16 protein-coding genes and 1 tRNA gene are annotated in these 26,730 nt (G+C 36.9%); 14 read left to right on the top strand and 3 right to left on the bottom strand.

The window, feature by feature from the left end:
• Nucleotides 1-14: 14 nt before the first annotated feature.
• From LOK78_RS02400 to LOK78_RS02390, 3 genes are all read right to left on the bottom strand, one after another.
• Nucleotides 15-734 (bottom strand): tRNA1(Val) (adenine(37)-N6)-methyltransferase, encoded by a 720-nt coding sequence (locus LOK78_RS02400; RefSeq protein ID WP_232633394.1) that lies wholly within the window; start codon nucleotides 732-734, stop codon nucleotides 15-17.
• Nucleotides 731-1,258 (bottom strand): ribosome maturation factor RimM, encoded by a 528-nt coding sequence (gene rimM / locus LOK78_RS02395; RefSeq protein ID WP_232633393.1) that lies wholly within the window; start codon nucleotides 1,256-1,258, stop codon nucleotides 731-733. The genes LOK78_RS02400 and rimM overlap by 4 nt, the downstream gene beginning before the upstream one ends.
• Nucleotides 1,259-1,321: 63 nt before the next feature.
• On the bottom strand, nucleotides 1,322-1,831 hold the full coding sequence (locus LOK78_RS02390) for a 30S ribosomal protein S16 (RefSeq protein WP_232633392.1): 510 nt from the start codon (nucleotides 1,829-1,831) through the stop codon (nucleotides 1,322-1,324).
• Between the two features lie 155 nt (nucleotides 1,832-1,986).
• On the opposite strand from LOK78_RS02390, the gene LOK78_RS02385 reads away from it, so the two are divergent.
• From LOK78_RS02385 to LOK78_RS02320, 14 genes are all read left to right on the top strand, one after another.
• Nucleotides 1,987-3,015 (top strand): DUF6252 domain-containing protein, encoded by a 1,029-nt coding sequence (locus LOK78_RS02385; RefSeq protein WP_232633391.1) that lies wholly within the window; start codon nucleotides 1,987-1,989, stop codon nucleotides 3,013-3,015.
• Nucleotides 3,016-3,203: 188 nt separating this feature from the next.
• Nucleotides 3,204-3,653, top strand: coding sequence for a ferritin-like domain-containing protein (locus LOK78_RS02380; protein WP_232633390.1), 450 nt, complete (start codon nucleotides 3,204-3,206; stop codon nucleotides 3,651-3,653).
• A 160-nt stretch (nucleotides 3,654-3,813) separates the two neighbouring features.
• Complete coding sequence (gene dnaE / locus LOK78_RS02375; RefSeq protein ID WP_232633389.1) at nucleotides 3,814-8,190, top strand: DNA polymerase III subunit alpha; 4,377 nt, start codon at nucleotides 3,814-3,816, stop codon at nucleotides 8,188-8,190.
• A gap of 18 nt (nucleotides 8,191-8,208) precedes the next feature.
• On the top strand, nucleotides 8,209-9,510 hold the full coding sequence (locus tag LOK78_RS02370) for a DUF2254 domain-containing protein (RefSeq protein ID WP_232633388.1): 1,302 nt from the start codon (nucleotides 8,209-8,211) through the stop codon (nucleotides 9,508-9,510).
• A gap of 148 nt (nucleotides 9,511-9,658) precedes the next feature.
• A complete protein-coding gene (gene trxA, locus LOK78_RS02365) occupies nucleotides 9,659-9,976 on the top strand; it encodes a thioredoxin (protein WP_053971131.1) in 318 nt (105 codons plus the stop codon).
• A 77-nt stretch (nucleotides 9,977-10,053) separates the two neighbouring features.
• Entirely contained in the window at nucleotides 10,054-10,596 is a 543-nt protein-coding gene (locus tag LOK78_RS02360) for a ClpP family protease (RefSeq protein WP_232633387.1), read from the top strand.
• A 4-nt stretch (nucleotides 10,597-10,600) separates the two neighbouring features.
• Nucleotides 10,601-11,530, top strand: coding sequence for a DUF58 domain-containing protein (locus tag LOK78_RS02355; RefSeq protein ID WP_232633386.1), 930 nt, complete (start codon nucleotides 10,601-10,603; stop codon nucleotides 11,528-11,530).
• Nucleotides 11,531-11,596: 66 nt separating this feature from the next.
• Nucleotides 11,597-11,670, top strand: a tRNA-Asp gene (locus LOK78_RS02350).
• A gap of 474 nt (nucleotides 11,671-12,144) precedes the next feature.
• Complete coding sequence (locus LOK78_RS02345) at nucleotides 12,145-16,053, top strand: hybrid sensor histidine kinase/response regulator transcription factor (RefSeq protein ID WP_232633385.1); 3,909 nt, start codon at nucleotides 12,145-12,147, stop codon at nucleotides 16,051-16,053.
• Nucleotides 16,054-16,248: 195 nt separating this feature from the next.
• Nucleotides 16,249-19,434 (top strand): SusC/RagA family TonB-linked outer membrane protein, encoded by a 3,186-nt coding sequence (locus LOK78_RS02340; protein WP_232633384.1) that lies wholly within the window; start codon nucleotides 16,249-16,251, stop codon nucleotides 19,432-19,434.
• Nucleotides 19,435-19,447: 13 nt separating this feature from the next.
• Nucleotides 19,448-20,986: a RagB/SusD family nutrient uptake outer membrane protein gene (locus LOK78_RS02335; protein ID WP_232633383.1), complete on the top strand. Its 1,539-nt coding sequence runs from the start codon at nucleotides 19,448-19,450 to the stop codon at nucleotides 20,984-20,986.
• A gap of 14 nt (nucleotides 20,987-21,000) precedes the next feature.
• Complete coding sequence (locus LOK78_RS02330; protein WP_232633382.1) at nucleotides 21,001-23,361, top strand: glycoside hydrolase family 3 N-terminal domain-containing protein; 2,361 nt, start codon at nucleotides 21,001-21,003, stop codon at nucleotides 23,359-23,361.
• A gap of 40 nt (nucleotides 23,362-23,401) precedes the next feature.
• Nucleotides 23,402-25,015, top strand: coding sequence for a sulfatase family protein (locus tag LOK78_RS02325; protein ID WP_232633381.1), 1,614 nt, complete (start codon nucleotides 23,402-23,404; stop codon nucleotides 25,013-25,015).
• Between the two features lie 13 nt (nucleotides 25,016-25,028).
• Nucleotides 25,029-26,615 carry a sulfatase gene (locus tag LOK78_RS02320; protein WP_232633380.1) on the top strand — a complete coding sequence of 529 codons (1,587 nt, stop codon included), beginning with the start codon at nucleotides 25,029-25,031 and terminating at the stop codon, nucleotides 26,613-26,615.
• The last annotated feature ends 115 nt before the right edge of the window (nucleotides 26,616-26,730 follow it).

Raw genomic sequence — 26,730 nt, 5'->3', positions numbered from 1 at the left:
GTCTTAAGCCCTAGCTACATTTTTAAATAAAAGTCTTTTACTAATTCCTTATAAGCATCTGTATATTGATGTCTTTCGGTTTCTATGATTAATTCTGAAAATATAGGATCCTTTTGTTCAAAGCTAAATGCTAGTAGGCTTCGTTTGATTTCTGATGTGCCTGTTCCTTTGACTCGCATGATTTCAAAAGGGAACAATCCAAATTGACTGGCTAATTGGATAAAAGCGGTTTCTTCCTTGTTTGGGATAACCACATTAAAAATTCCGTTCTCTGAAAGAATAAGGGAGGTCCCTTCTATCAAATCCTCAAAAGGTAAGGATGAGGACATTCTTGCTTGATCTCTTTTTGAATTTCCAGAAGAAACTTCTTCGGTATAAAAAGGGGGGTTGGACACAATGATGTCATAGGTTTCTTCTTCCTCAAACATCTCGGCAACAAATTCTGTGAATTCGGCATGATAACAAAATAAGCGGTCGTCCCAAGGAGAGTTTTCAAAATTCTCTACAGATTGCTCGTATGCATCGGGATCAATTTCTAGGGCATCAATTGCGGGAGCGTCGCTTCTTTGGGCAAGCATAAGGGAAATAACTCCCGTTCCCGCTCCAATGTCTAGGATATTTCGTGGATGATTATCAATTTTAGACCAGGCTCCAAGTAGAACGCCATCGGTTCCAATTTTCATGGCACATTGGTCTTGATTTATGGAAAACTGTTTGAATTGGAAGGGTTTCATGATAGGTAAAGGTCAATTAAACCTTCGGGAGTTTCAACAAAAATAGTTCTATTTTCTTTATCTATTTTTGTGATAAATTCATCATTCATCGGAATTAAAATCTCGGTTCCGTCTCGGTCAATTTCAAAAAGAGCTTGAGCCGTCGAATCATTCACACCTTTAATAATACCAACTTTTCCGAAGTTAATATCCTCGATATCAAAACCTATAATTTCATGGTAGTAGAATTTATCATTTTCCAGTTTAGGCAAAAAAGCTAATGGCAGGTAAAGATCATGTTTTAACAGGGAGTCCGCATCGGCTTCGTTTTCAACATCCTCAAATTTGATTCTCAATAATTCCGATTTGTGGAATTGGGAGGACTCAATAAAGAAGGGAATCAGCTGGCCTCTTAATTCGATAAAAACAGAATCTAAATTTTCATAGAGTTCTGGTTCATCGGTATCCAATTTGGCGAGTAATTCACCCTTGAAACTGTATTTTTTTACAATTTTACCTAAGTAGAAACATTCTTCCTTTTTCATAGTCTTGGCAATAAAAAACCCCGACAAAACTTGTCGGGGTTAAAAGTATAAAAAATAAATTTTTTATTCCTCTTCGTTAGAAGCTTCAGCTTCTACTTCAGGAGCTTCTTCTGCTACTTCTTCTTCAGAAGTATTAGCAGCGATTCTAGCAGCATTTACTGCTTTTTCAGCTTCTAAGGCAGCAGCCTTGGCATCAGCATCAGCTTGGGCTAAACCATCAGCTTTTGCTTGTACTTTGTTTGCTTTTTCATCTAACCAAGCAGTGAACTTTTGTTCAGCTTGCTCTTCAGTTAAAGCTCCTTTTTTAACACCTCCAGCTAAGTGGTTTTTCAATAAAGCACCTTTGTAAGATAAAATAGCTCTCGCTGTATCTGTAGGTTGCGCTCCATTTTGTAACCATTTTACAGCACCATCAACGTCAAGGTCAATTGTTGCAGGGTTAGTGTTTGGATTGTAAGCACCAATTTTTTCAAGGTATTTACCATCTCTTTTAGCACGCGAATCAGCGGCTACGATCCAGTAAAAAGGTTTCCCCTTTTTACCATGTCTTTGTAATCTAATTTTTACAGGCATAATAATTAAATTTTGAGGTTCGCGACCTCGGTTATTAATGAGGGTGCAAATATACCACAATTTTTTAATTTTCAACTTTTTATTTCTCTGCGATATGAATTAATTATTTTATTCTATTTTTGGGCATATTTGTACCCTTACTATTAAAATCGACTATGAAAAAAATTTATGTATTACTGTTGGCAGTCCTTTCTTTGGTAGGCTGTCAAGATGAAGTAGAATTCAATTCGCCTGCTGTTCAAGGAAGATTTAATGGAGACTATTGGAAAGCTGTTTCCATGTCTGGAGATTATGATGAAGCTGGTCGTGTTGTGATTACTGCAAGAAGTAGATATGAAACCTTGACTATTAGAGTGAATGCCCCTAGCCAAGGACAAACTTACCAATTAGGGGGTGAGTCTGGTACAAACTCTCGAATGGCGGCATTAGAGTTATCTAATGGAGACCTATATTCAACCAACTATCTAAACGATGGTGAGAACTTTATGTATCCTCCAGATGGGGAAGTGACCATTACAAGATGGAATCCAGATTTACGTGAAATTTCTGGGGAATTTTGGTTTAATGCTTACAATGAAACTGGAGATGAAACAGTTAATTTCAGTGAAGGGGTGTTTTTTGATATAGTTATGCCTTATGTGGGTGGCGGGGATGATATTATGTCTTGTGATGAGGCAGTTTCTGCAGCAGCTACTGCGCTTCAGGCTTATCAAGCAGCAAGTCCAACAGATGCTAATTATGTTGTAGTATGTAACAATTATAAGGAAGCTTTAATGGATCAGCAGGTTGCTTGTGGTGATGCCACTGGCGTTTTGCAAGGAATTATTGATGGATTGAATTGTGAGGCTTCTGACCAAGATGGAGATGGTATTGCAGATGTTGATGAGGATACCAATGGTGATGGTGATTTGACAAATGACGATACAGATGGTGACGGTACACCAGATTATTTAGATACAGATGATGATGGGGATTCCATTTTAACCATGTATGAAATAGAAGATGCTTTAGGCAATCCTTTAGATTCTGATTCGGATGGTATTTTGGATTATTTGGATAATGATGATGACAATGATACGATATTGACTATCGATGAAAATCCAGATCCAAACGGGGATGGAAACCCAGATGATGCTCAAGATGCAGACAGTGATGGTATTCCAGATTATTTGGATGCCAACTAATAATATCTTAAAATACTTTAACAGAAACGCAGCTTTAGGGCTGCGTTTTTTGTTAATTAAACATAACAAATTGGTAAAGTTGTTAAACTAGTTGCTTTCACAGCCATTACATGGTATCTTGATTTAGAGATGTTGAACAATGCACATCTTTAAAAAAGGTCATTGAAAAACTTAAAAATCAAAATATCATGGAATTTGCAAAAGATATGTCGAATAAGTTGAATGAGTTACTAGAAAAGAATTATGACGCCGAGAAAGGTTATTTAAATGCCATGGAACAAGTGGAAAATGATCGTTTAAAAATGTTTTTTAAACGTCGAGCATCTGAAAGAAGCATGTTTGCTAAGGAGTTAAGGACTGAAATTCTTCAATACGGTGAGACGCCAGAAAAATCCGGTACGTTTCAAGGGGCATTGCATAGAAATTGGATGAATTTGAAAAATACGTTTTCTCAGAATAGTGAGGAGGCTGTTTTGGAAGAAGCTATCAGAGGAGAGGAGGCCAGTCTGGAAGAATATAATGCTATTTTAAAAGACAGGAACTTACCGCCAAGTATAGATGCCTTACTAAATAAACATAAGAATGCCATTCAATCGGCCATCAATACCGAAAAGGTGCATGAAGAAAGTATTTCTTAATTTATTGAAACAAAATAACAAAAAAGCGTCGCTGTTTATGCGGCGCTTTTTTGTTTAAAACTATTGAAAAGTTCTTTGATTTTTTCCGACAAAACTCTTTATTTTTAATCACTTTTCTTATTCCAAATTTAAGAGTCACTTTAAAAAAATCGATTGTTCTATGTACCTCATTTTTGATACAGAAACCACAGGTTTACCAAGAAGTTTTCAAGCGCCAATAAGCGATACGGATAATTGGCCAAGGGCCATCCAGATAGCTTGGCAGCTTCATGATGCTATGGGGAATGTCATAGAGCATGAAGATTTTTTGATACAGCCAGAGGGGTTCAATATCCCTTATGATGCAGAAAAAGTCCACGGAATTTCAACAGCATTGGCTGAACAAGGTGTGCCTTTGACTGAAGTATTACATAAATTTCATGCCGTACTGCAGAAAGCCAAATTTGTGGTTGGGCAGAATGTGGAGTTTGATGTCAAGGTGATGGGATGTGAATTTTTTCGTAAGGATTTTGAAAATCAATTACAGGAACTACCTATTTTAGATACCTGTACAGAGAAAACGGCAGAGCTGTGTCAAATCCCTGGAGGACGTGGAGGGAGATTTAAACTGCCTACCTTGACGGAACTTCATGAGTTTTTATTCAACGAGCCCTTTGCTGAGGCCCACAACGCCACTGCCGACGTTGAGGCTACAACAAGATGTTTCTTTGAGTTGGTAAGAAGAGAGGAATTTGACAAAAAAGAATTGGATGTAGAATCTGATTATTTTGAGAATTTTTCACAAGCTAACCCTAAGGAAATTCAACTCATAGGTTTAAAGCACATCAATTTAAAAAAGGAGAGTGCCAAAATCTATGAGCGATTAAAAAAACAGGAAGATTCGATATCGTCGGCTGAAATCAAACAAAACATTCAGGAGCTGGCCGATGTTGATTTTGTGCATTTGCATAACCACTCACAATTCTCCATTTTACAATCAACGATTAGCATTCCAGATTTGGTGGCCTCTGCCGCCAAACATAATATGCCTGCTGTAGCCTTGACAGATCATGCTAATATGATGGGAGCCTTTCATTTTGTGAAGGAAATTGGGAATTACAATCGATCGATAAAGGATAAAATTGAAGCCGCAGAAGCAAATGGAGAACAAGCTGATGTTAAGCCTATTAAGGGGATTGTAGGATGTGAATTCTTTGTTTGTGAAGATCATACCAATAAAAATGTCAAGGACAATGGTTATCAAATTGTTCTTTTGGCAAAAAATAAAAGGGGCTATCACAATTTGGCAAAACTTTCTTCTATAGCATATACAGAGGGGTTTTATTATGTGCCCAGAATCGATAAAAACTTAATAGAGAAATACAAAGAAGATGTTATTGTGCTTACAGGAAATCTATATGGAGAGGTGCCTAGTAAGGTGCTTAATGTAGGTGAAAAGCAAGCTGAAGAGGCTTTGGTATGGTGGAAAGAAACCTTTGGTGACGACTTGTACATTGAGTTAATGCGTCACAATCAAGAGGATGAAAATAGGGTAAACAAAGTTTTGGTTGAGTTTGCTCAAAAACATGAGGTGAAACTGGTGGCTTCAAATAATACCTATTATGCAGAACAGGAGGATGCCAATGCCCATGATATTTTATTGTGTGTTAAGGACGGTGAGAAACAGGCTACACCTATAGGGCGTGGACGAGGATACCGTTATGGCTTACCTAATCAGGAGTATTACTTTAAGTCTTCTGATGAAATGAAAGAGCTCTTTAAGGATTTGCCTGAGGCCATTACCAATATTCAAGAAATTGTAGATAAAATTGAGCCTTTTGAATTGGCTCGGGACGTCTTGCTTCCGAAGTTTAATATTCCTGTGGAGTTTCAAGTAGAGGAAGATCAGGTTGATGGAGGAAAGCGAGGTGAGAATAAATTCTTAAGGCATCTTACTTATGAGGGAGCTAAAAGGCGTTATGAAGAGATTACCGAATCCATCAAAGAACGACTTGACTTTGAATTGTCTGTTATTGAAAATACAGGATACCCAGGTTATTTCTTGATTGTTGAGGACTTTATTCGTGAGGCCAGAAATATGGGGGTTTCGGTAGGCCCCGGACGTGGTTCTGCTGCAGGTTCGGCGGTGGCTTATTGTCTTGGGATTACCAATATTGATCCTATCAAGTACGACTTACTTTTTGAGAGATTCTTGAATCCAGACCGTGTCAGTATGCCCGATATTGATATTGACTTTGATGATGAAGGTCGGGGACGTGTTATGGATTATGTAATCAATAAATATGGGGCGAACCAGGTGGCACAGATTATTACTTATGGTACCATGGCTGCCAAATCATCCATTCGGGATACAGCTAGGGTTTTGGATTTGCCATTATTTGATGCCGATAGAATTGCCAAGTTGATTCCGAATACCAAATTGGCCAAGATATTTGGTATGGATGAAAAGACCTTGAAAAGCAAATTCCGTTCAGAAGAGGTTGAAAACATCAATCAGTTATTGAATATAGCTGACGGAAGTGATTTGGAGGCTGAAACGGTAAACCAAGCAAGGGTTTTGGAAGGGTCTGTAAGAAATACTGGTATCCATGCCTGTGGCGTGATTATTACCCCTGATGATATTACCAACTTTGTTCCGGTTTCTACAGCTAAAGATTCTGATTTATACGTTACCCAATTTGATAACTCGGTAGTAGAAAGTGCTGGGTTGTTAAAAATGGACTTCTTGGGTTTGAAGACCCTTACATTGATAAAGGACACGGTCAAAATCGTCAAAGCCAAACATGGTATTGAATTGGACCCAGAGAATTTTCCTCTGGACGATCAAAAGACCTATGAGTTGTTCCAACGTGGTGAAACAGTTGGGGTTTTCCAATACGAATCTCCTGGGATGCAAAAACACATGCAGTCCTTAAAGCCCACTGTGTTTGATGACCTTATTGCAATGAATGCCCTGTACCGTCCGGGGCCAATGGAATACATTCCAGACTTTATTGCGCGTAAACATGGAGACCAGGAAATTGTTTACGATTTACCTGCCATGGAGGAATATCTAAAGGAAACCTATGGGATTACGGTATATCAAGAACAGGTAATGTTGCTATCGCAAAAATTGGCCAACTTCTCCAAGGGTGATGCCGATATGCTCCGTAAGGCGATGGGTAAAAAGATATTTGCTTTATTGGAGAAACTGAAGCCTCAGTTTTTGGATGGCGGAGAGGCTAACGGACATCCGAGAGAGGTGCTGGAGAAAATTTGGAAGGATTGGGAAGCTTTCGCCAGTTATGCATTTAACAAATCGCACTCTACTTGTTATGCTTGGATTGCTTATCAAACAGCCTATTTAAAAGCTCATTACCCAGCCGAATATATGGCGGCGGTACTTTCAAACAACATGAATGATATCAAGCAGGTGACCTTTTTCATGGAAGAGTGTAAGCGTATGAAATTAAACGTGTTGGGGCCTGATGTAAATGAATCGTTCTACAAGTTCTCTGTAAACAAAGATAACGCAGTTAGGTTTGGAATGGGAGCTATTAAGGGTGTAGGTCATGGAGCCGTAAAGACTATTGTGGAGAATAGAAAGGAGAATGGGCCCTATAAATCCATCTTTGATTTGGCAAAACGTATAGACTTAAGAGCAGCCAATAAGCGTGCATTCGAGAACTTGGCCTATGCTGGTGGGTTTGATTGTTTTGACGATACGCATAGAGCCCAATACTTTAAAGACGAAGGTGATGGCATTACCTTTTTGGAAAAGGCCATGAAGTATGGCGCCAAACATCAAGAGAACGAGAATTCGGCACAGGTAAGTTTGTTTGGGGATGCTAGTGAAGTGCAAATTGAAGAGCCTAAAGTGCCGCCATGTGAAGAGTGGGGTACCATGGAAAAGTTGGCGCAAGAAAAGGAGGTAGTGGGTATTTATATTTCTGGACATCCATTGGATGATTTCAAAATAGAGATGAAAACCTTTTGTAATGCTGTGGTGTCCAATTTTAAAAACTTAGAGCCTTTTGTTAATCGAGAAATGGTTTTTGGAGGCGTGGTTACCGATATCCAACACCGTACCAGCAAACAAGGAAAAGGATGGGCCTTGTTTATCATTGAAGATTATGATGATAGTTTTGAGTTTCGGATTTTTGGTGAAGAATATTTAAAATTTAGGCACTTTTTGGTTAAAAATTCCTTTGTGTTTGTGAAAGCCTTTGTAAGAGAAGGTTGGGTCAATAAGAATACGGGTGTTAAAGGTGAGCCTCGATTGCAATTCAATAGTTTTCAATTGTTGCATGATGTGATGGATACCTATGCCAGAAAATTATCTGTGCAATTGAATATTTTGGACTTAAAGGATGATCGAATTAAAACCTTACAGAATTTGTTTAAAGAGCATGAAGGTGACAAGGCGTTGACTTTTATCATTTATGATAATGAGGACCAATTAAAATTAACGATGCCAAGTAGAAGACAGAAGGTGAAAATTTCCCAAGAATTGTTAAATCAGTTGACGGAACAAGAGTTATTTTATAAATTGAATTGATTTGTCAAATAACCAACTATGGATAATTCCTATTTTTCAAGTTTTTGGAAAATAAAGACCTTTTTTAAAACCATTGCAAATAACATTGCCTTCATTCCCGGAGTCTTGGGAGTTGCCGGATTTCTGTTAGGTGTTCTTGCAGGTCTTTCTGAAAAATGGGGTATTACTCCCTATTTAATCGAAAAGGCCCCTTTTTTAATAATCAATAATTACGAAACAGCGGCAACACTGTTGAGTTATTTGTCTGCTGGAATAATTTCCATCATGGTGTTTAGTTTTTCCATGGTGATGTTATTGCTTAATCAGGCTTCCAGTAATTTTTCCCCACGCGTTTTGCCTGGATTGATTTCGGTACGAAAGCATCAGTATATCTTAGGTCTTTATTTAGGAACGTTACTTTATAATACCTTTGTGATGGTGGGTATTGAGCCAACAAAAGATCAATACCAATTGCCTGGTTTTTCCATTCTTATTGGGATTATCTTAACCATCATCTGTCTGTTTTTTTTCATTTATTTTATTGATTCGATTTCAAAATCCATACAGGTTGAAAGTATTTTGGATAGTATTTTCAATAAAGCTAGTAAGCGGCTTCAGTTTATCATTGACAACCAAAAGGATGCTGTTTCTTTTCCGGATTCGGAAAACTGGACATCATATTCCGCAAAGACGTTTGGGTACTTTAGAGGATTAAATCAGGAAGGACTTTTGGATATCTGTGAAAAGGAAAATTTTAAACTTGAGTTGTTGCAATATCAGGGTTTTTTTGTCGGAGAAGGAATGCCGCTTTTTAAATCGAGTAAGCCCTTATCTGATGACGAATTAAATAGTGTCTTTGATTTTATTCTTCTTAATAGATCCACTGAAAATGTCAGCGAGAATTATGTGTTGGGATTTAAACAAATTGCTGAGATTGGAGTGAGAGCTATGTCGCCAGGAGTTAATGATCCCGGAACAGCAGTAAATACCATAGATTATTTAACCGAACTTTTTGCATTAAAATTACTGGAGGCAGATTGTGATTTTATCTTTAAAGAGGAAGGTAATCCCTGTGTGAAATTAAGAACCTTGTCTTTTTCAGATTTGTTGTCTCAAATCATGATGAGTTATAGAACTTACTGTAAGGAGGACATGACATGTAGTCAAAAATTGGTTATGATGATGGCTACACTAGTTGCAAATCCAAACGCAACTAAAATCCATAAGGACGCCATAAAAGAAGAATTGGATAAGTTGATGTATGATGTAGCGGGTCATATTAAAAACGCACAAGATCTGGATCTTTTAAGACAGTTGGCGAATAAGGTGTCCTTTGACTAAATATTAGTTTTTTAAAAGATTACCGCATAATCTGCAACAATGTCGGCATAAAAAAAACAAATTGTCAGGCTGTAAGGTTTGGCAGAATTTTTGACTAAGTTTGCATTATTAATAGATGAGTTAAGTAGAACATATTAAATTATATATTATGGCATTAGAAATCACAGATGCAACGTTTGAAGAAACGGTATTAAAAAGCGACAAACCAGTAATGGTTGACTTCTGGGCTGCATGGTGCGGACCTTGTAGAATGGTAGCTCCTATCATAGATGAATTAAGTAAGGAATATGAAGGAAAAGCAGTAATTGGAAAAGTAGATGTTGATGCCAATCAAGAGTTTGCTGCAAAATACGGTGTGAGAAACATTCCAACCGTATTGGTATTCCAAAACGGTGAAGTGGTAGGACGTCAGGTTGGTGTAGCTCCTAAAGGAACCTACAGTGAAGCTATCGATTCGCTTTTGTAAGATAAAAACATAAAGTATTGATAAAAGGTTTGCAGTTACTGCAAACCTTTTTTTATTTTTAGGTAAAATTATTTCATATGAGCAAAACAACTAAGGTCCAAGACCTATTAGACCATAAATTACTAGAGGAACGCAAAGTGTTTCTTTGGGGACAAGTGGACGATGATTCGGCCAAACATGTCATTGATAGATTGCTATATTTGGATGCCTTGGAAACCAAAGACATCCACCTCTATATTAACAGTCCGGGAGGCTATGTGACTTCGGGATTTGCTATGTACGATTGCATTCAATCTTTGAAAAGTGATGTGTCTACAATTTGTACAGGATTGGCAGCTTCAATGGGATCTATACTATTGTCTGTGGGGGGCAAAGGGAAACGATTTATCCAGCCACATGCCAAAGTGATGATCCATCAACCTAGTGGAGGGGCTAGAGGACCAGCCAGTGACATTGAAATTACGGCACAAGAAATTCTAAAAACGAAAGAATTAAGTGCGAAGATTTTGGCAGATAACTGTGGACAGGATTATAAAAAGGTCTTAAAGGATTTTAATAGAGACCATTGGATGGATGCTGAAGAATCTGTGGCATACGGAATTGTGGATGCGGTAATTTAATCACGTGGATTTAACCAAGGAGCTTAATAAAACAAGTGGATTTACCAATTTAGAGCTGTTGGCAAAACAGGTGGTGGAAGGGTTTATTGCTGGGATGCATAAGAGCCCGTTTCATGGTTTTTCGGCAGAATTTGCAGAGCACAAAATTTATAACAGTGGTGAGAGTACCAAACATATCGATTGGAAGCTCTATGCCAAAACGGATAAATTGTACACTAAGCGCTATGACGAGGAAACCAATTTACGCTGTCATTTGATTATCGATAACAGCAGTTCCATGCATTATCCAAACATGAGTTCCTTCTCCATTGATAGGCTGAATAAAATTGGCTTTTCTGCTTTGGCCGCTGCGAGTCTAATGCATATTTTAAAAAAACAGAGAGATGCTGTAGGATTGAGTGTCTATAGTGATGCCTATGATTATTATGCGCCGGAAAAGGGAAGTGATAGACACCATCATATGTTGTTGCATCAATTGACTCAAATGGTGTTAAACAAGCCAGAGAATAAGAAAACGGAAACTTTCACCTATCTACATCAGATTGCTGAAAAAGTTCATAGGAGGTCCTTGATTTTCTTCTTTACAGACATGTTTCAAACCGAAACAGATCAGACTAAATTATTTGAAGCCTTAAGGCATTTGAAGTATAATAAGCACGAAGTCGTGTTGTTTCATGTTTTTGACAAGGAAAAAGAATTGGATTTTGATTTTGACAACGCTCCCCGACGATTTGTAGACGTTGAGACTGGAGAACACATCAATTTATATGCGGAGAATATTCAGGAAAGCTACCAAAAAGCTGTAAAAGAGTACTTTCAGGCTGTTAAATTGAAGTGTGGGCAATACCAGATAAAGTACGTTGAGGCCAATATAAATGACGCCTTTGACCATATCTTGACGACCTACATGGTAGAGCGGCAAAAATTTATTTAAAAAAACCTGAAAAAATATTTGACTTATTAAAAAAGGCACGTATATTTGCATCCGCATTAAAGCAACGGTCTGGTAGTTCAGTTGGTTAGAATATCTGCCTGTCACGCAGGGGGTCGCGGGTTCGAGTCCCGTCCAGACCGCAAAATGCACAAAGCTCCAAGAAATTGGGGCTTTTTTTGTGTTTTAATTTACTGAAAGGTAGCTTTTTCTTCCTTATTTGGTGCGCCTATGGGTGCCCGTTAATTTATTGAGGTATCCGACGTTAAAAAATCTTTGATCATATAATTTCTTAATAGTTATTGGAATATTCAATTCTATAATTGTTGTTGCTTGAAATTATATGAATTATGGATCTGGTATCAATTGCAGGTTAATTGAAAAGGAATTGAGAAGTCCTCAATTGGAAATATGGATTTGTTATATTGTCATGAATTTTGAATGAATTTTAGTTATTTTTAGTTCATCATAGGAAGAAGATATTAAAATTGAGATTATAAATAGTTTATTAAAAACAGAATACCATCTTTTAAGATGTTAGTTGATGAGCACATATTTACCTCAATTAAATTTTAATTATAAATAAATAGCTATTAATAGCGCTACTAGTTTTGTTCATGTCTTTATATAAACGTTTTTTTACAATCGTTCTGTTATTCAATTTTATTGGGATCTATGCACAGTCTTCAATTGAATTCAAACAGCTAACAGGGGATAACGTTTCCACACAAAGTATTACCTATGACATAGAACAGGATAGCATCGGTAATGTGTGGATAGCGTCAGAAGAGGGTGTCCTAAAACATAACTCAAGGTTTTTTAAAATTTATGACACCTATGATGGGCTTCCTGAGAATATAAGTAATAGGACTACTGAAGTTTTTATTGACTCCAAACAAAGGGTCTGGGTTGGTATGGAGAATGGGATTTGCTTGTATAATAAAAACTTTGATAAGTTTGATCTTATTGGGAGTGCAGATGATATCAATCCGTCATTAGTAAATAAAATAACGGAAGACGGAAATGGAAATATTTGGATTGGAGCTTTTAATGGTTTATGGAAGTTTCAACCAGAAAAACATTCTAATGGTTTAGAAAGAATTATTGGAAATCTTGTAGTTCAAAATATCTATCAAGAAGGGAATACACTCTATTTAGGAACTGGGAAGGGCTTATATGCCTATCAAATAAATAATCAAAAGTCACATTTTATTAAAGGTACTGTTTCTAGTATCAATGTGATTCATAAAATAAATAATGAAATTCTAGTTGGTTCAAAAAATGGAGAGCTATTTACCTTAAATGTTGAAAAGGAGGAGCTTGAACGTGTTGATGTTGATTTTCTAGGGTTATTTCCTATTACCGATTTCTCTTCAGATAAAAAGGGGAATTTGTTTTTGGCAACCGACGGGGATGGTCTGTATCTGCTGAACAAGAATTTCAATGTTGTAGACCACTTTATAGATGACCCAGATGATCAAAATTCTCTCAATAGTAATGGTATTTATGATATAGAAATGGGTAATGAGGGAATTCTGTGGATTGCAACCTATGGGGGGGGAGTCAATTATTATAATTCCAATAAACTACCTTTTATTAAAATACAACATGAATTAAATAATGAGCATACGCTGATTACTGATTTTACTCGGGCCATAGCTCAAGATTCTAATGGAAATGTTTGGTTTGGAACCAAAAAGGGACTGAGCGTTTGGAATGTAGCAAAAAATAGTTGGAAGAATTTCAAATATCTAAGCCCTAACCCACAAAAAGCAGAGGATATCGTCTTATCCTTGGAAGCCGATGGAGAATATATGTGGGCTGGCACCTATAATAACGGACTTTTTAGAATCCATATTTCTAATTTTCAAATTGTTCCCTTCAATGAAACTAGAGATGCCAATATCAAGCTCAAGAAAATATATGCCATATGCAAGGATTTAGTAGGTAACTTATGGTTTGCAGGTATTGAAGAGGATCTTACAGTTTTAAGACCAGACAATCGGGTTGAAACATACCCTATTCAGACGATTAAATCTTTACAATTAGCCCCCGATGGTGATATTTTGGCCTCTGGAAGAAATGGAATTTATAGAATAAATGACCAAAAACGTGAATTTAAATTAATAGAAGAGTTAAGCCCACAATCCAATAACTTAGCATACTCTACTATTAGTGCTATCGATCTAACATCGAACGGAGAGATCATTGTTGCAACCAATGGTGCGGGTTTGGTTTATTTCAATTCAAATTCTAGAGATGTTAAAAAATTGACAGTCAAGTCTGGAATGCCGTCAGATATTGTACAAGGGGTAATAGCTATGGATGTTGATGATGTCTGGGCCAGTACCACCAAAGGATTGGCTCATATTATGACCTCAGAAAAAGATACCATTATTAGGGTGTATGACAAAAGAGATGGTATGGCTGGAACAGAGTTCAATTATGGGAGTTATACCAGGTTGAAAGATGGATTAATTGCTTTTGGAGGTGTCGATGGGGTTACCATTTTTAACCCTGATAAAATCAAAGGTCAAAGCCATAGCCCATCCATTGTTTTTGATGGTTTTAAATTGTTCAATCAACAAATTAAGCCAGGTGAATCTCATGTCCTTGAAAAACATATTAATGAAACTGATGAAATTGTTTTGGAGAGTGATGAGAATTCTTTGGAAATTGAATTTACAGGTGTTTCACATGGTACGCCTTCAAAGGTGACTTATTCTTATTTTTTGGAGGGGTTTGAAGAAGATTGGTCTGAGCCAAGTCCCAATGGTTTTGCTACCTATACCAATTTGAACTCTGGTAAATATGTATTTAGAGTAAGGGCTATTGATAAATATGGAAATTTTGGGGATGAGAGAAGCCTAAATGTTGAGATTTCGTCCCCTTGGTGGGCAACAAATAAGGCATTTTTTATCTATACCTTTTTAATAATAGGTGTTATTCTATTGATAATTCACTTTACGAGTGTTGTAGTTCATAAACGTCATGCAGATGAACAAATTGATTTCTTTAATAACATTACACATGAGATCAAGACGCCATTAGCAATATTATTGTCCTCATTGGATGGTATGACAGAAAATGTAAAATCTAATGAAGAATCAAAGGTTAAAATTAAACGTACCGTAAAACGAATTAACTCTTTGTTTGAGCAAATGCTGAACTTTCACAAAGTGACAAGTGGTGATCTGGAAGTTCAAAATATTATGCCTATAAAAGTTGAGTCCCATTTAAAAGGTATAATAGACGATTTTAAACCTTTGACGAGTGAAAGAAATTTAAATCTTGAAATAACCCATAAATGGGATAAAGAAGTTTTCTTTTTTGATAGAGATATCTTTGATAAAATTGTTTTAAACCTGTTGTCAAATGCAATTAAATATTCCTTTGATGATGGTAACATTAATTTATACACGAGTACAACTAGATTTGGTGATTTGCGAATTGAAATTGAAGATCATGGACTTGGAATACCAAAGGAGCAGCAAAAGTATATTTTAAAAAGGTACTATCGAGCACGTAATGTCATTAATAGTCAAAGACCGGGGACGGGCTTGGGCTTGGTCATGGTTAAAAAACTGATTGAAAAGGTTGGTGGGTCTATTACCTTTGAGAGTGAAGAAAATAAAGGAACCTCATTTTTTGTTGAATTACCTAACTTGAAATCTAAATTCAGGGAGCAAGAATTGGTTAAAGAGAAAACCGTAGTTCCTGTATCTCCCAGTGATTTGGATGACCCTTCAGAACTGGATGATTTTAGTGATAATAAAATTTTGATAGTTGAGGATAATGATGAATTGAGAAGTATCCTCGTTGAAACCCTAGGAAAGCATTTTCAAATTTTTGAAGCTAGTAATGGTTCAGAAGGTCTAGAAGTGGCTTTACAACAATTCCCAGATTTAATTCTTACAGATTTGATAATGCCTGAAATGGATGGTATGGAAATGTCTAAGAAGCTGAAAGAGGACATCAATTTAAATCACATTCCCATTTTCATGCTTACAGTTCTTCAAAACTCAGTTCAGCAGATTGAAAGTATTGAAAGCGGTATTTCAGAGTATATAGAAAAGCCTGTCAATGTCAAATACTTATTGGCCAAAATCATCAATACCTTTAAATGGCAAAAAACCTTAAGGCAACGTTTTGTTCAGGAAGAAGATGCCGGTAATGCGGCTTTATTCCGAAGCAAGAGTGATCAAGAATTTCTCGGAGGATTGGAGAAAGCCATTTTGGATAATATTGAAAACAACGATTTCTCTGTTCATGACTTGTCCAAACAATTTGGAATGAGCAGAACCTCCCTCTATCTGAAACTTAAAAACCTAGTTGATCTATCGCCGCAAGACTTTATTATCCATACCAAGTTGAAGTATGCCAAAAAATTATTGGTTGAGGGACAAAAGACCATAAAAGAGGTTGCTTATTGCTCTGGGTTTTCTAATCCCAAATATTTTAGTACATCCTTTAAGAAGTTCTACGGACAAACTCCTAGTGGATTTATAGAAAGTCTTCAAAAATAAATAGAAGTTACTTGTTAAGTTTTTCATTTTCAATTGCTCAATTATTTTGAGTTAAAATTGCTGGTTACTCATATTCTAGGTTTGATTATTGTCAAATATTCAAAATTTGACAATTATTGAACCATTTGTGATAGATTTTAAAACCCTAAAGAGATGTTAAAGTCCTAGTTTTACAGAAATGAATATCACACAACTATGAAACACCTTAAACAATTTCTAATTATTCTTTTTCTGTTGTCGCCAATTATAATGGTGTCTCAACAAATAGTGAAGGGAACGGTCACAGATAAAACAAATTTTCCCTTGCCTGGAGCTTCGGTATTGGTAAAGGGAACAACCAAAGGAGAAATTACAGATTTTGACGGGAAATTTTCTATCACACTTGATGAAACCCCAGCAACCTTGGTGGTTAGCTACCTTGGGTACATAGCTCAGGAAGTTACTATTACTTCTCAAACAGAGATCACTGTAAAATTGGAAGAAAGTAGTGAGCAATTGGATGAGGTTGTCATTATTGGTTATGGGCAAGTAGATAAAAAGGATTTAACAGGGTCGATTACCTCTGTGAAACCCATTGAAAATGCTGTGGCTCAATCCAGAAATGTAGAAGATTTATTGCAAGGTAGGGCAGCAGGAGTTTTAGTAAGCGCCAATAGCAGTGAGCCTGGAGCTACTACAAGTGTGAAAATTAGAGGAACCAATAGCTTAACTGGAAATACAGAACCCTTATATGTCATTGATGGAATTATAATGGATTCTGCTACTGAGGATGTGATTGACCCGTTACAAGGGGGAAATAGTTCTCTTTCCGCTCAAAACGGGATAACAGGTGTTAATCCAAGGGATATAGAAAGTATTGAGGTTCTTAAAGATGCTTCAGCAACTGCCATTTATGGGTCAAGAGGGGCTAATGGAGTTATCATTATTACTACAAAGAAGGGAATTAAGGGAGAAGCAAAATTTAATTATGCAGTAACGACTAGAATAGGAAGTGTAAGTAAAAATATTGACGTATTGGAATCAGGAGATTATGTCAACTATTTCAACGAAGTCCAAGCGGTCAATGGCAACAACCCAAAATTCTATGTTTACCCAGACGGTAGTATTGCATCCTGGCAAACCAGTGATGCGTATATGCTTGAGAATTCAGCTACAATTGCAAGACTGGAGGGTGTTGATTGGGCAGATGACATCTATAAAACATCGGTTTCCACTTCTCATAGAGTTACTGCTTCAGGAGGAGGTGAAAAGGGAGATTACTATTTTGGATTAGGTTATAATAAAAATGAAGGGGTAGTTCCTAATGCTTTTGCCAAGAGTATAGACTTTTCCATGAAACTTAACAATGAGTTATCAGAAAGGTTAGACATGAGAACTAAGATTTCTGCTTTTTATGGGGATTATTCGGCATCTAAGGGAACGGAGGACTTAGGAGGAAACAATAATAATATGGTAAGACAAATTATTACTTCAGCTCCATTTTTGAGCTTAGGTGATAATTATTATGGAACAGGAGATATCACCGAAAATTTAGATGGGCCGAGAGCATGGATTACCGACTATGATGATTTGTCCAAGGAAGTTAGGTTACTAGGATCAACAGTTTTAAATTATAAATTATCAGAAACCTTTGATTACAACCTTACCGTAGGGGCAGATTACAGAACTAAAGAAAGAAAGGTTTGGTATGGTACAGCTATTTTTAGGGGAGCCAATGTAAATGGAGAGGCAGGTATCGCTACCCTTAATCGATTCAGGTATAATATTGATAATACCCTAAGGTTTAAAAAGCGATTTAATAAAAACCATAGAATTAATGGGACTGTTGGAACTGTTATTGATCAAAGATTTTTACAGCAAATTGCAAATACAGGATATGGTTTTGCTATAAAAGATTTAAGGGCAGATGGAATTTCAAATGCTGAAGTAACTCAGCCAACAGTATTGTATAGGGAAAATGAATCTCTCCTATCCTTTCTAGGTCGATTCAACTATACCTTTAAGAATAGGTATTTATTTACCGCTACTTATAGAGCAGATGGTAGTAGCCGTTTTGCTAAAGGAAATAAGTGGGGGCACTTTCCAGCACTTGCTTTAGCGTGGAAGGTAAATCAGGAATCTTTTCTGAAAAAATCCGAAAGCATTGATGAATTAAAATTAAGAGTTGGTTGGGGTTTAACAGGAAATCAAGCTATTCCAAATTATCAGTTCTATACGTTAATGACAGGATCCAATGTTCCTCCCTATGGAGATATAGGTGGAGGATCAGTGAATGGAGTCCTGCCAGCGTTTTTGGCGAATCCAGAACTTACTTGGGAAACTTCAAGCCAATATAATGCTGGTTTTGATCTAGGTCTTTGGGATAATAGATTGACTTTGACGGGAGATGTCTTTTATAAAGAAGTAAACGATTTGTTATTGAATACCCAAATAGGGCCTTCAAATGGGTTTAATGATTATTATGTAAATCAAGGGACTTTAATTAATAAAGGTGTAGAGATTAGTTTCTCGGCAGATATTATAAGGAATCAGAATTTTACTTGGAATCTTTATGGGAATACTTCCATAATTAGAAATAAAATTGATGACTTAGGAATTCCGCCAGATGCTTGGGGAACCGAAACATACAGTGCGTATTTAGGCGGGCAAATCTCAGGCGGTAATCATTTTAAGGTTCCTGCAAATATTTTCATTGAAGGTCAAGCTCCAGGATTATTCTACGGATTTGAAACAAATGGTATTATTTCAAACGAACAAGATTTAGAAAATTCACCTTCGTTTCAAGGAATTGCACCTCAATTAGGAGATGTAAGATTGGTAGATCAAAATGGGGATGGAAATATTACCGATGCTGATAGAACCATTATTGGTGACCCAAACCCTGATTTTAGTTTTGGTTTGGGGTCTAGATTTGAATATAAAGGAATTTCACTGGGCTTTTTCTTTAATGGAGTTTATGGGAATGATATTGCAAATGGAAACCTTTTAAGAGAAGCATACGCAAGTGGCCGTAACTCAGACAATATAAGGTCTGAAGCCTATTTTAATGCTTGGAGTGAAACAAACCCAACAGGTACTTATCCAAGAGTGGGATACGATCTTGAAACTACTTCAGGATTTACAGACAGAATTGTAGAAGATGGAAGCTTCCTTAGATTGAACTATGTCACCCTAGGTTATGACCTTCCAGTAGAAGGAATTGATTTCTTGGATAGTGCATACGTTTCAGTGTCTGGGCAAAATCTTTGGTTACTAACAGATTATAGTGGTTACGATCCCGAAGTGAATAGTTTTTCATATGACCCAACCAGAATAGGTGTTGACTGGAACTCGTTTCCTAATCAAAAATCATATTCCGTTTCATTAAATATCACATTCTAAAAAGAGAAGAATCATGAAGAAAATTGTATTTCAAATATTATTATTAGGAGTTGTGATTTTTACACAAAGTTGTGAAGATTATTTAACGGAAGAACCCATAACCGATTTTTATACCGAACAAATTTTTTCAACGGAAGATGCTGTTGAGTCTGCAGTTACGGGGATGTACATTCAATTTGCAGGATACGAGTATCACGGTGCAAACTGGCATAACATTATGATGCCGATGTCTGGCAAATTTTATTCCACACAAAATGCCAATGTTGATGCAACCAGTCTAAATTGTACGCCATCCAATATTAACTTAACCCGACTTTGGCAAGGCATGTATGCTACCATTAATACCTGTAATGTGGTTATTGATAACATGCAAGATAGTCCATTATCAAATAGGAATACCGCTTTAGGACAGGCCTATCTGCTAAGGGGAATTACTTATTTTGATTTGGTTAGACTTTTTGGAGGTGTTCCTATTAAAACTTCACCTGCCACAGCAGATAATCTCCATACGCCTAGAGCGTCTAAGGAAGAGGTATATGAAGTGGTAATTTCAGATTTAACTTTGGCAAAAGGTCTATTGCCAGACATTGGTCAATACAATGCCTCCCGTCCAGCAAAATATGTTGCAAATGCTTACTTAGCTAAGGTGTACATGCAGCTAGCTGGAGAAGACGAGGGAAACCAAGCTTACTGGCAAAATGCCTATGATGAAGCGATACAAGTCTATGGTCAATATGCCTTGGTTTCCAATTATGAGGATCTATTTGATATTGATAATGAAAATACTTCTGAAGCTATGTTTGAGCTTCAGTATACCCTTGAAGGGGGACGAAGAAGTTCAGATTTGATTCGACTTTATAATCCGAACGGTATCTTTCAAAACTTAAACACTTTTGGAAGAATTAGACCAAATAAGGAGGTGTTTGATCAACATGCCAATCAATATCCTGGAGACCCACGCTTAGAAACGACTTTTTATTATGGGTCTTATATGAGATACAATAACCAAGGGGTTTTGGTTAATCAAAATATTTACCCAACAACCGTGAATGGGAATAATGGATTCGCTGCCATTAAAAAGTTCACCGACCCAAGCTATAACGGAACAACTACAAAGCGAAATTATTTTAAGCTAAGATATGCCGATGTTCTTTTAATGTTGGCTGAAATAGAAAATGAACTGAATGGTCCTGGAAATGCTTATTCCTATGTAAACGAAGTTTTGGCAAGAGCCAGAACCATGGCTGATGGAACTCAGGCAGCTGAGCCAGCCGACTGGAGTGCCATGTCTCAAGAGGAGTTCAGACACCGCATTATGAGAGAGAGACAATATGAATTACTTGGCGAAGGTCATGTGTGGTTTGATACAAGAAGAAGGGGCTATGAATGGTTTTTGGATGAGGTTATTGAAACTCATAATAATTTCCCAAATCTTGGCAATGTGGATGTTATTTATCCAATTTCAATTAAAAACATGCTGATGCCTATCCCTTCAACAGAAACCAATTCAAATCAGGCTATTTCTGATGCTGATCAAAATCCTGGATATTAATTAATTATATAATAATGAGATTAACAAAAGTTTCGTTTTCTTTCCTCCTTGCGATAAGCCTATTTTTTGGTTGTCAAGCCCAAAAGAAAACATCTAAGTCTGATACACCAATTTATCTAAATCCATCTGCTAATGTGGATGCCAGAATACAGGATCTTATGTCTCGAATGACATTAGAGGACAAAGCTGCACAAATGAGTCAGTATGTGGGTTTAGAGCATATGCGAAAGGCCTTAGGTGATTTATCTGAAGATGATTTAGACAAAAATGATGCGCAAGGGTTTTATCCGGGTTTCAAAACAACAGACATTGCCAGATTAACAGAGGAGGGCAAAATAGGCTCATTTTTACATGTGTTAACGGCAGAAGAAGCCAATGAACTTCAAGCCTTGGCACAAAAATCTCCATTAAAAATTCCCTTGTTAATAGGAATTGATGCCATCCATGGAAATGCTTATTATCAAGGAGGTGCCACAGTATATCCTACTCCTATTACTCAGGCCGCTACGTTTAATGATGACTTGATGAGGAAGGTTAGCGCTCAAACCGCCACAGAAATGAGGGCTACTGGAACACAATGGACCTTCACACCAAATATCGATGTGTTGAGAGACCCAAGATGGGGAAGAACAGGTGAAACCTTTGGGGAAGATCCTTTTTTAGTGGGAAATATGGGGGTAGCAGCTATTGAAGGTCTACAGGGTGAAGATTTTTCCTCAACTAACCACGTGATCGCTTGTGCAAAACACCTGATTGCTGGAAGTCAATCCATAAATGGTTTAAATGCCTCTCCAACAGATGTGTCCAAAAGAACGCTATTTGAAATCTTTTTACCTCCATATCGTAGAGCGGTTCAGGAAGCCAACGTATTTTCAATTATGGCTGCTCATAATGAAGTAAACGGTATGCCAGGTCATATGGACAAATTTATGATGACCGATTTAATGCGTAATCGTTGGGGATTCAAAGGTTTTTATGTGAGTGATTGGAATGATATTTCAAGAATCGCCAAATGGCATCATGTAGCCAAGGATTTTAAGGAGTCGGTATTGTTTTCTTTAAGTGCGGGAATGGATATGAACATGCACGGACCATTTTTTCAAGATTATGTAGTGGAGTTGGTAAATGAAGGTAAATTGGGTGTGGAGCGGGTTAACGATGCCGTTTATAAAATATTGGAAGCCAAATTCAAATTAGGGTTGTTTGAAAATCCCTATGTTGATCTGAAGAAAGTAAAGACAACCATTTTTACACCAGAGCATCAAGAAGCTGCTTTACAACAAGCTAGAGAAGGTATCGTACTTCAAAAAAATGATGGGATACTTCCTTTAAGAAATTTAGATGGTAAAAGAATTTTTATAACGGGTCCCAATGCCGATAACATGACTATTTTGGGAGATTGGACTTCGCCTCAACCCGATGAAAATTATGTGACCATAAAAGAAGGAATAGATCAATTTGCAAAGAAATATAAATTCAATTCAGAATATTATGATTGTGGCCAAAGGTCTAAATGGATAACCGATGAGAACATAAATATAGCAAAATCAAAGGCAGCACAGTCAGATTTGGTTGTACTGGTTTTGGGTGAAAATTCTTATCGACATGATTGGCCAAATAAAACAACAGGTGAAAATATTGATCGGGCTACTTTGGCACTTTCGGGGAATCAACTGAATCTTGCTAAAGCAATCATTGAAACTGGAAAGCCCATTGTAGTTGTGTATGTTAGTGGTAGTCCAATTGCTGAACCATGGCTTGAGAGTAATGTTAAAGCTGTGGTGAATGCATGGGAGCCAGGAGCATTTGGAGGTCAGGCTGTGGCAGAAATATTAATGGGAGAAGTCAACCCAAGTGGAAAATTGCCTCTTACCGTACCAAGATCCGTTGGGCAGTTGCAAATGGTTTATAATCACAAGCCAACGGCATATATCCATAAATACAATACCGAAAAGAAAGTGCCATTACATCCTTTTGGCTTTGGGCTAAGCTATACTTCATTTCAATTTTCAGAGCCTCAAGTTTCAAAAACATCTTTCAATAGTATCGATGATAAAATCCTTGTAAGTGTAAATGTTACTAATACTGGAGAAATGGAAGGGGAAGAAGTAGTTCAAATGTATATAAGGGATAATATAAGTTCTTACACGCGACCAATAAAGGAATTAAAAGGGTATAAGCGAGTAAGTCTTGAACCTGGTGAAACCAAAACAGTTTCATTGGAAATTAAAGCTGAAAGTTTAGCTTTTTATGATGCAGACTTCCATTTTGTTGTGGAACCTGGAGAATTTACCATTATGACAGGTAATTCTTCTGCAGACAAAGACTTAAAGTCTATAACCATTAATGCACCGGATAAAATAATTTTAGATTAAATTAATTATGTTGAAAATGAATTCTTCAAGATTCCTTTTAATGTCGACCCTAATAGTTTTGTTTCTGGGGTGCAAGGATAAAGGAACTAATGAAACAGCCAAAGCTGAGGATTTGGGAATGACCAAGGAAAGGCCAAATATCATTTATATCATGGCCGATGATTTGACAACCCAAGCTATCAGTGCTTATGGGGGAATCTACAGTGAAATAGCTCCAACCCCAAATATAGATAGACTAGCGAATGAAGGGATGTTGTTCCAAAACGTAATGTGTACCAATGCTATCTGTGGCCCCAGTAGGGCTGCCATTTTAACGGGAGATTATAGCAATCTTAATGGTTATTACAAAAATGAAAGTGGAGGTAAATTTGATGAAACCAAATGGACTTTTCCACAAGAATTTCAAAAAAATGGGTATCAAACCAGCCTATTCGGAAAGTGGCACTTAGGGAGTGACCCACAGGGTTTTGATGTTTTTAAATACCATAATTCGGCGGGACAACAAGGACATTATTGGGATCCTATTTATAATGAAAACGGAAAGGATGTCAAGGAAAAAGGATATTCTACCAATCTAAGTACCGATTTTGCACTTGATTGGTTGCAAAAAGGGCGTAAACAAGAAGAACCCTTTATGATGATACTTCAGTATAAAGCTCCACACAGACCATGGGAACCAGATACCAAGTATAAAGATCTCTGGGATGATATAGAAATGCCCTATCCATCGACTTTTAACGATGATTATAAGGGTAGGGAATTAACAGCAGGAGATACCGAAATGACTATGGATTATTTTTCCCGAAGAGATATGAAGTTGGAGGAACCTGAAGGTTTGGATAGAAAAGAAAAACTGGAATGGGCATTTTATGGAGCAAGTCCGGGTGAGGTTGTTCAACCTGAGGGAATGTCTGAAGAAGATGGACGTAAATGGCGTTACCAGACCTATATCAAAGACTATCTGGCTTGCGTAAAATCGGTAGATGATAATATAGGAAGAGTGTTGAAGTATTTAGATGATAATAATTTAACAGAGAACACTGTTATTGTACTTACATCAGATCAGGGGTTTTATTTGGGAGATCATGGCTTTTTTGATAAAAGGTTCATCTATGAAGAATCCTTACGCATGCCATTTATCATGAAGTATCCTGGAATGATAAAATCAGGATCTCAAAATAAAGACATCATCACAAATATTGATTTTGCTTCGACCTTTTTGGATATTGCCAATATTCAATCGAATCATAAGACACAAGGGACTAGTTTTAAACCTTTATTAGATGGAACTACGCCTGATGATTGGCAGCAAGCCATGTATTATCATTATTACGAATTTCCTTATTGGCACCATGTTCAGCCGCATTATGGAATCAGAACCCAAAGATTTACTTTGGCACATTTCTATTACAATATTGACGTATGGGAACTTTACGATTTGGAAAAGGATCCAGAACAATTAAACAATGTTTATAATGATCCGCAATATGCTAGTGTCATTACAGATTTGAAGGGTCAATTGAATGGTCTAAAGAAAAAATATGGAAATGAGAAGTCTCTTGAGGAGCTTCGAGAGATTACCGATAAAGATTTCGGTCTTATTGTTGATAAAGAAGATGATGAAACTTCAGTGAGAGATATTTTAAATAAATAATTACTAAGCGATAATGAAACACATAAAAATATCAGTTATCATGATGGCCATGACCCTTTTTGCGTGTCATGCTCAAAAGGGGCCAAAACAAAGTGAGGCTAAAAATGATCAGGTTCAAATGGCGTCTGCCAAGAATCAAAAGAATATTCTATTTATTGCAGTCGATGATTTAAAACCGCTTCTATCCAATTATGGTCAAGAAGAAATGGTTACTCCAAATTTTGACCGGTTGGCAGATATGGGTATAACTTTCACAAATGCTCATGTACAATATGCCGTTTGTGGGCCTTCTAGAGCAAGTGTTATGACCGGGACTTATCCTGATAGGACTAAGGTTTGGGATTTGCATACCGATTTTAGAGAAGTAGCACCAGATTTAATGTCAATGCCAGAATATCTTATTTCTCAAGGCTACGAAACAACAGGTGTTGGAAAAATTTATCATAAGGGGTCCTCTTCACCTGGCCATGATGGAAAAAGTTGGAGTTTACCACATCAGTTACCAGACCCTGAGGGAGATCCAGCTTTTAATACGTATCAAGATCCTAGAACTAAGGCAGAAATGAATCGCATTAAAAAGGAAGCTATTGATAAAGGAAAGAAAAAGTATGGTCAGATCAGTAAATATGTTTTCAATAAAATAAAACCAAGTAGTGAGGGACCTGACGTTCCAGATACCTATTATCAGGATGGCGTCTATACTAAAACGGCAATTCAGCAATTAGAAAGCTTAATGGCTTCTGGAAAACCTTGGTTTGAAGCTGTTGGCTTTCAACGTCCACATTTACCTTTCAATGCCCCTAAAAAATATTGGGATTTGTATAAAAGAGAAGAAATTAAAATTGCAGAGTTTCAAGAATTGAGTGAAGGGACTCCTAGATTAGCCTTCCATAATTTTGGAGAATTACGATCATATTCAGATATACCCAATAACCAAGATGTAGGTGAGCCACTGCCTGTAGAAAAGCAAAAAGAATTGATTCATGGCTATATGGCATGTGTATCTTTTATCGATGCACAAATAGGTATATTATTGGATTTTCTTGAAGAAAAAGGAGCGTTAGAGAATACCGTAATTGTCTTATGGGGTGATCATGGATTTCACCTGGGAGACCATACAGAATGGTGCAAACACTCCAACTTTGAACAAGCAACTAGAATTCCATTTATGTTTGCTGGTCCGGGAGTTGAAAAAGGACAAGTAGACGGAACTCCTGTGGAATTGGTAGATTTATTTCCGACAGTATTTGAATTGGCCGGTGTGAAAAAATCGGGTCAAACAGAAGGTAAATCTCTCGTAGCCTTAATGGATGGCGATCCAACAACTAATATGTCAATCGATGGGGCCTTCCATCAATATGCACGAGGTAAGCGAATGGGCTATTCCATAAGAACTGAGAGGTTTAGATATACCGAATGGCATGATAATGACTATAGAAGCTATTTGCCATATAAGGATAGCAATATTGTAGGAAGAGAATTGTATGATTATCAAAGAGATCCTTTGGAAACCAAAAATCATGTAAATGATAAGGCTTATGCTTCTGAAATTGCTGATTTAAAGGCTAAACTCAAAAAGCATTTAGAATCAAGATTATAATCAATAAGGAGTGATTTGGAAATGGCTTTTGACCATTTCCAAATCATTTATTATCCATTTCTATATGAATAACCAATTTTTAAATAAGGGTCTGTTTTTCATTCTGCTCTTAATA

This window comes from Mangrovimonas futianensis, assembly GCF_021245805.1.
Lineage (GTDB): Bacteria > Bacteroidota > Bacteroidia > Flavobacteriales > Flavobacteriaceae > Mangrovimonas > Mangrovimonas futianensis.
The sequence above is the reverse complement of the archived record's forward strand: the minus strand, read 5'-3'. Positions and strand labels throughout refer to the sequence as shown.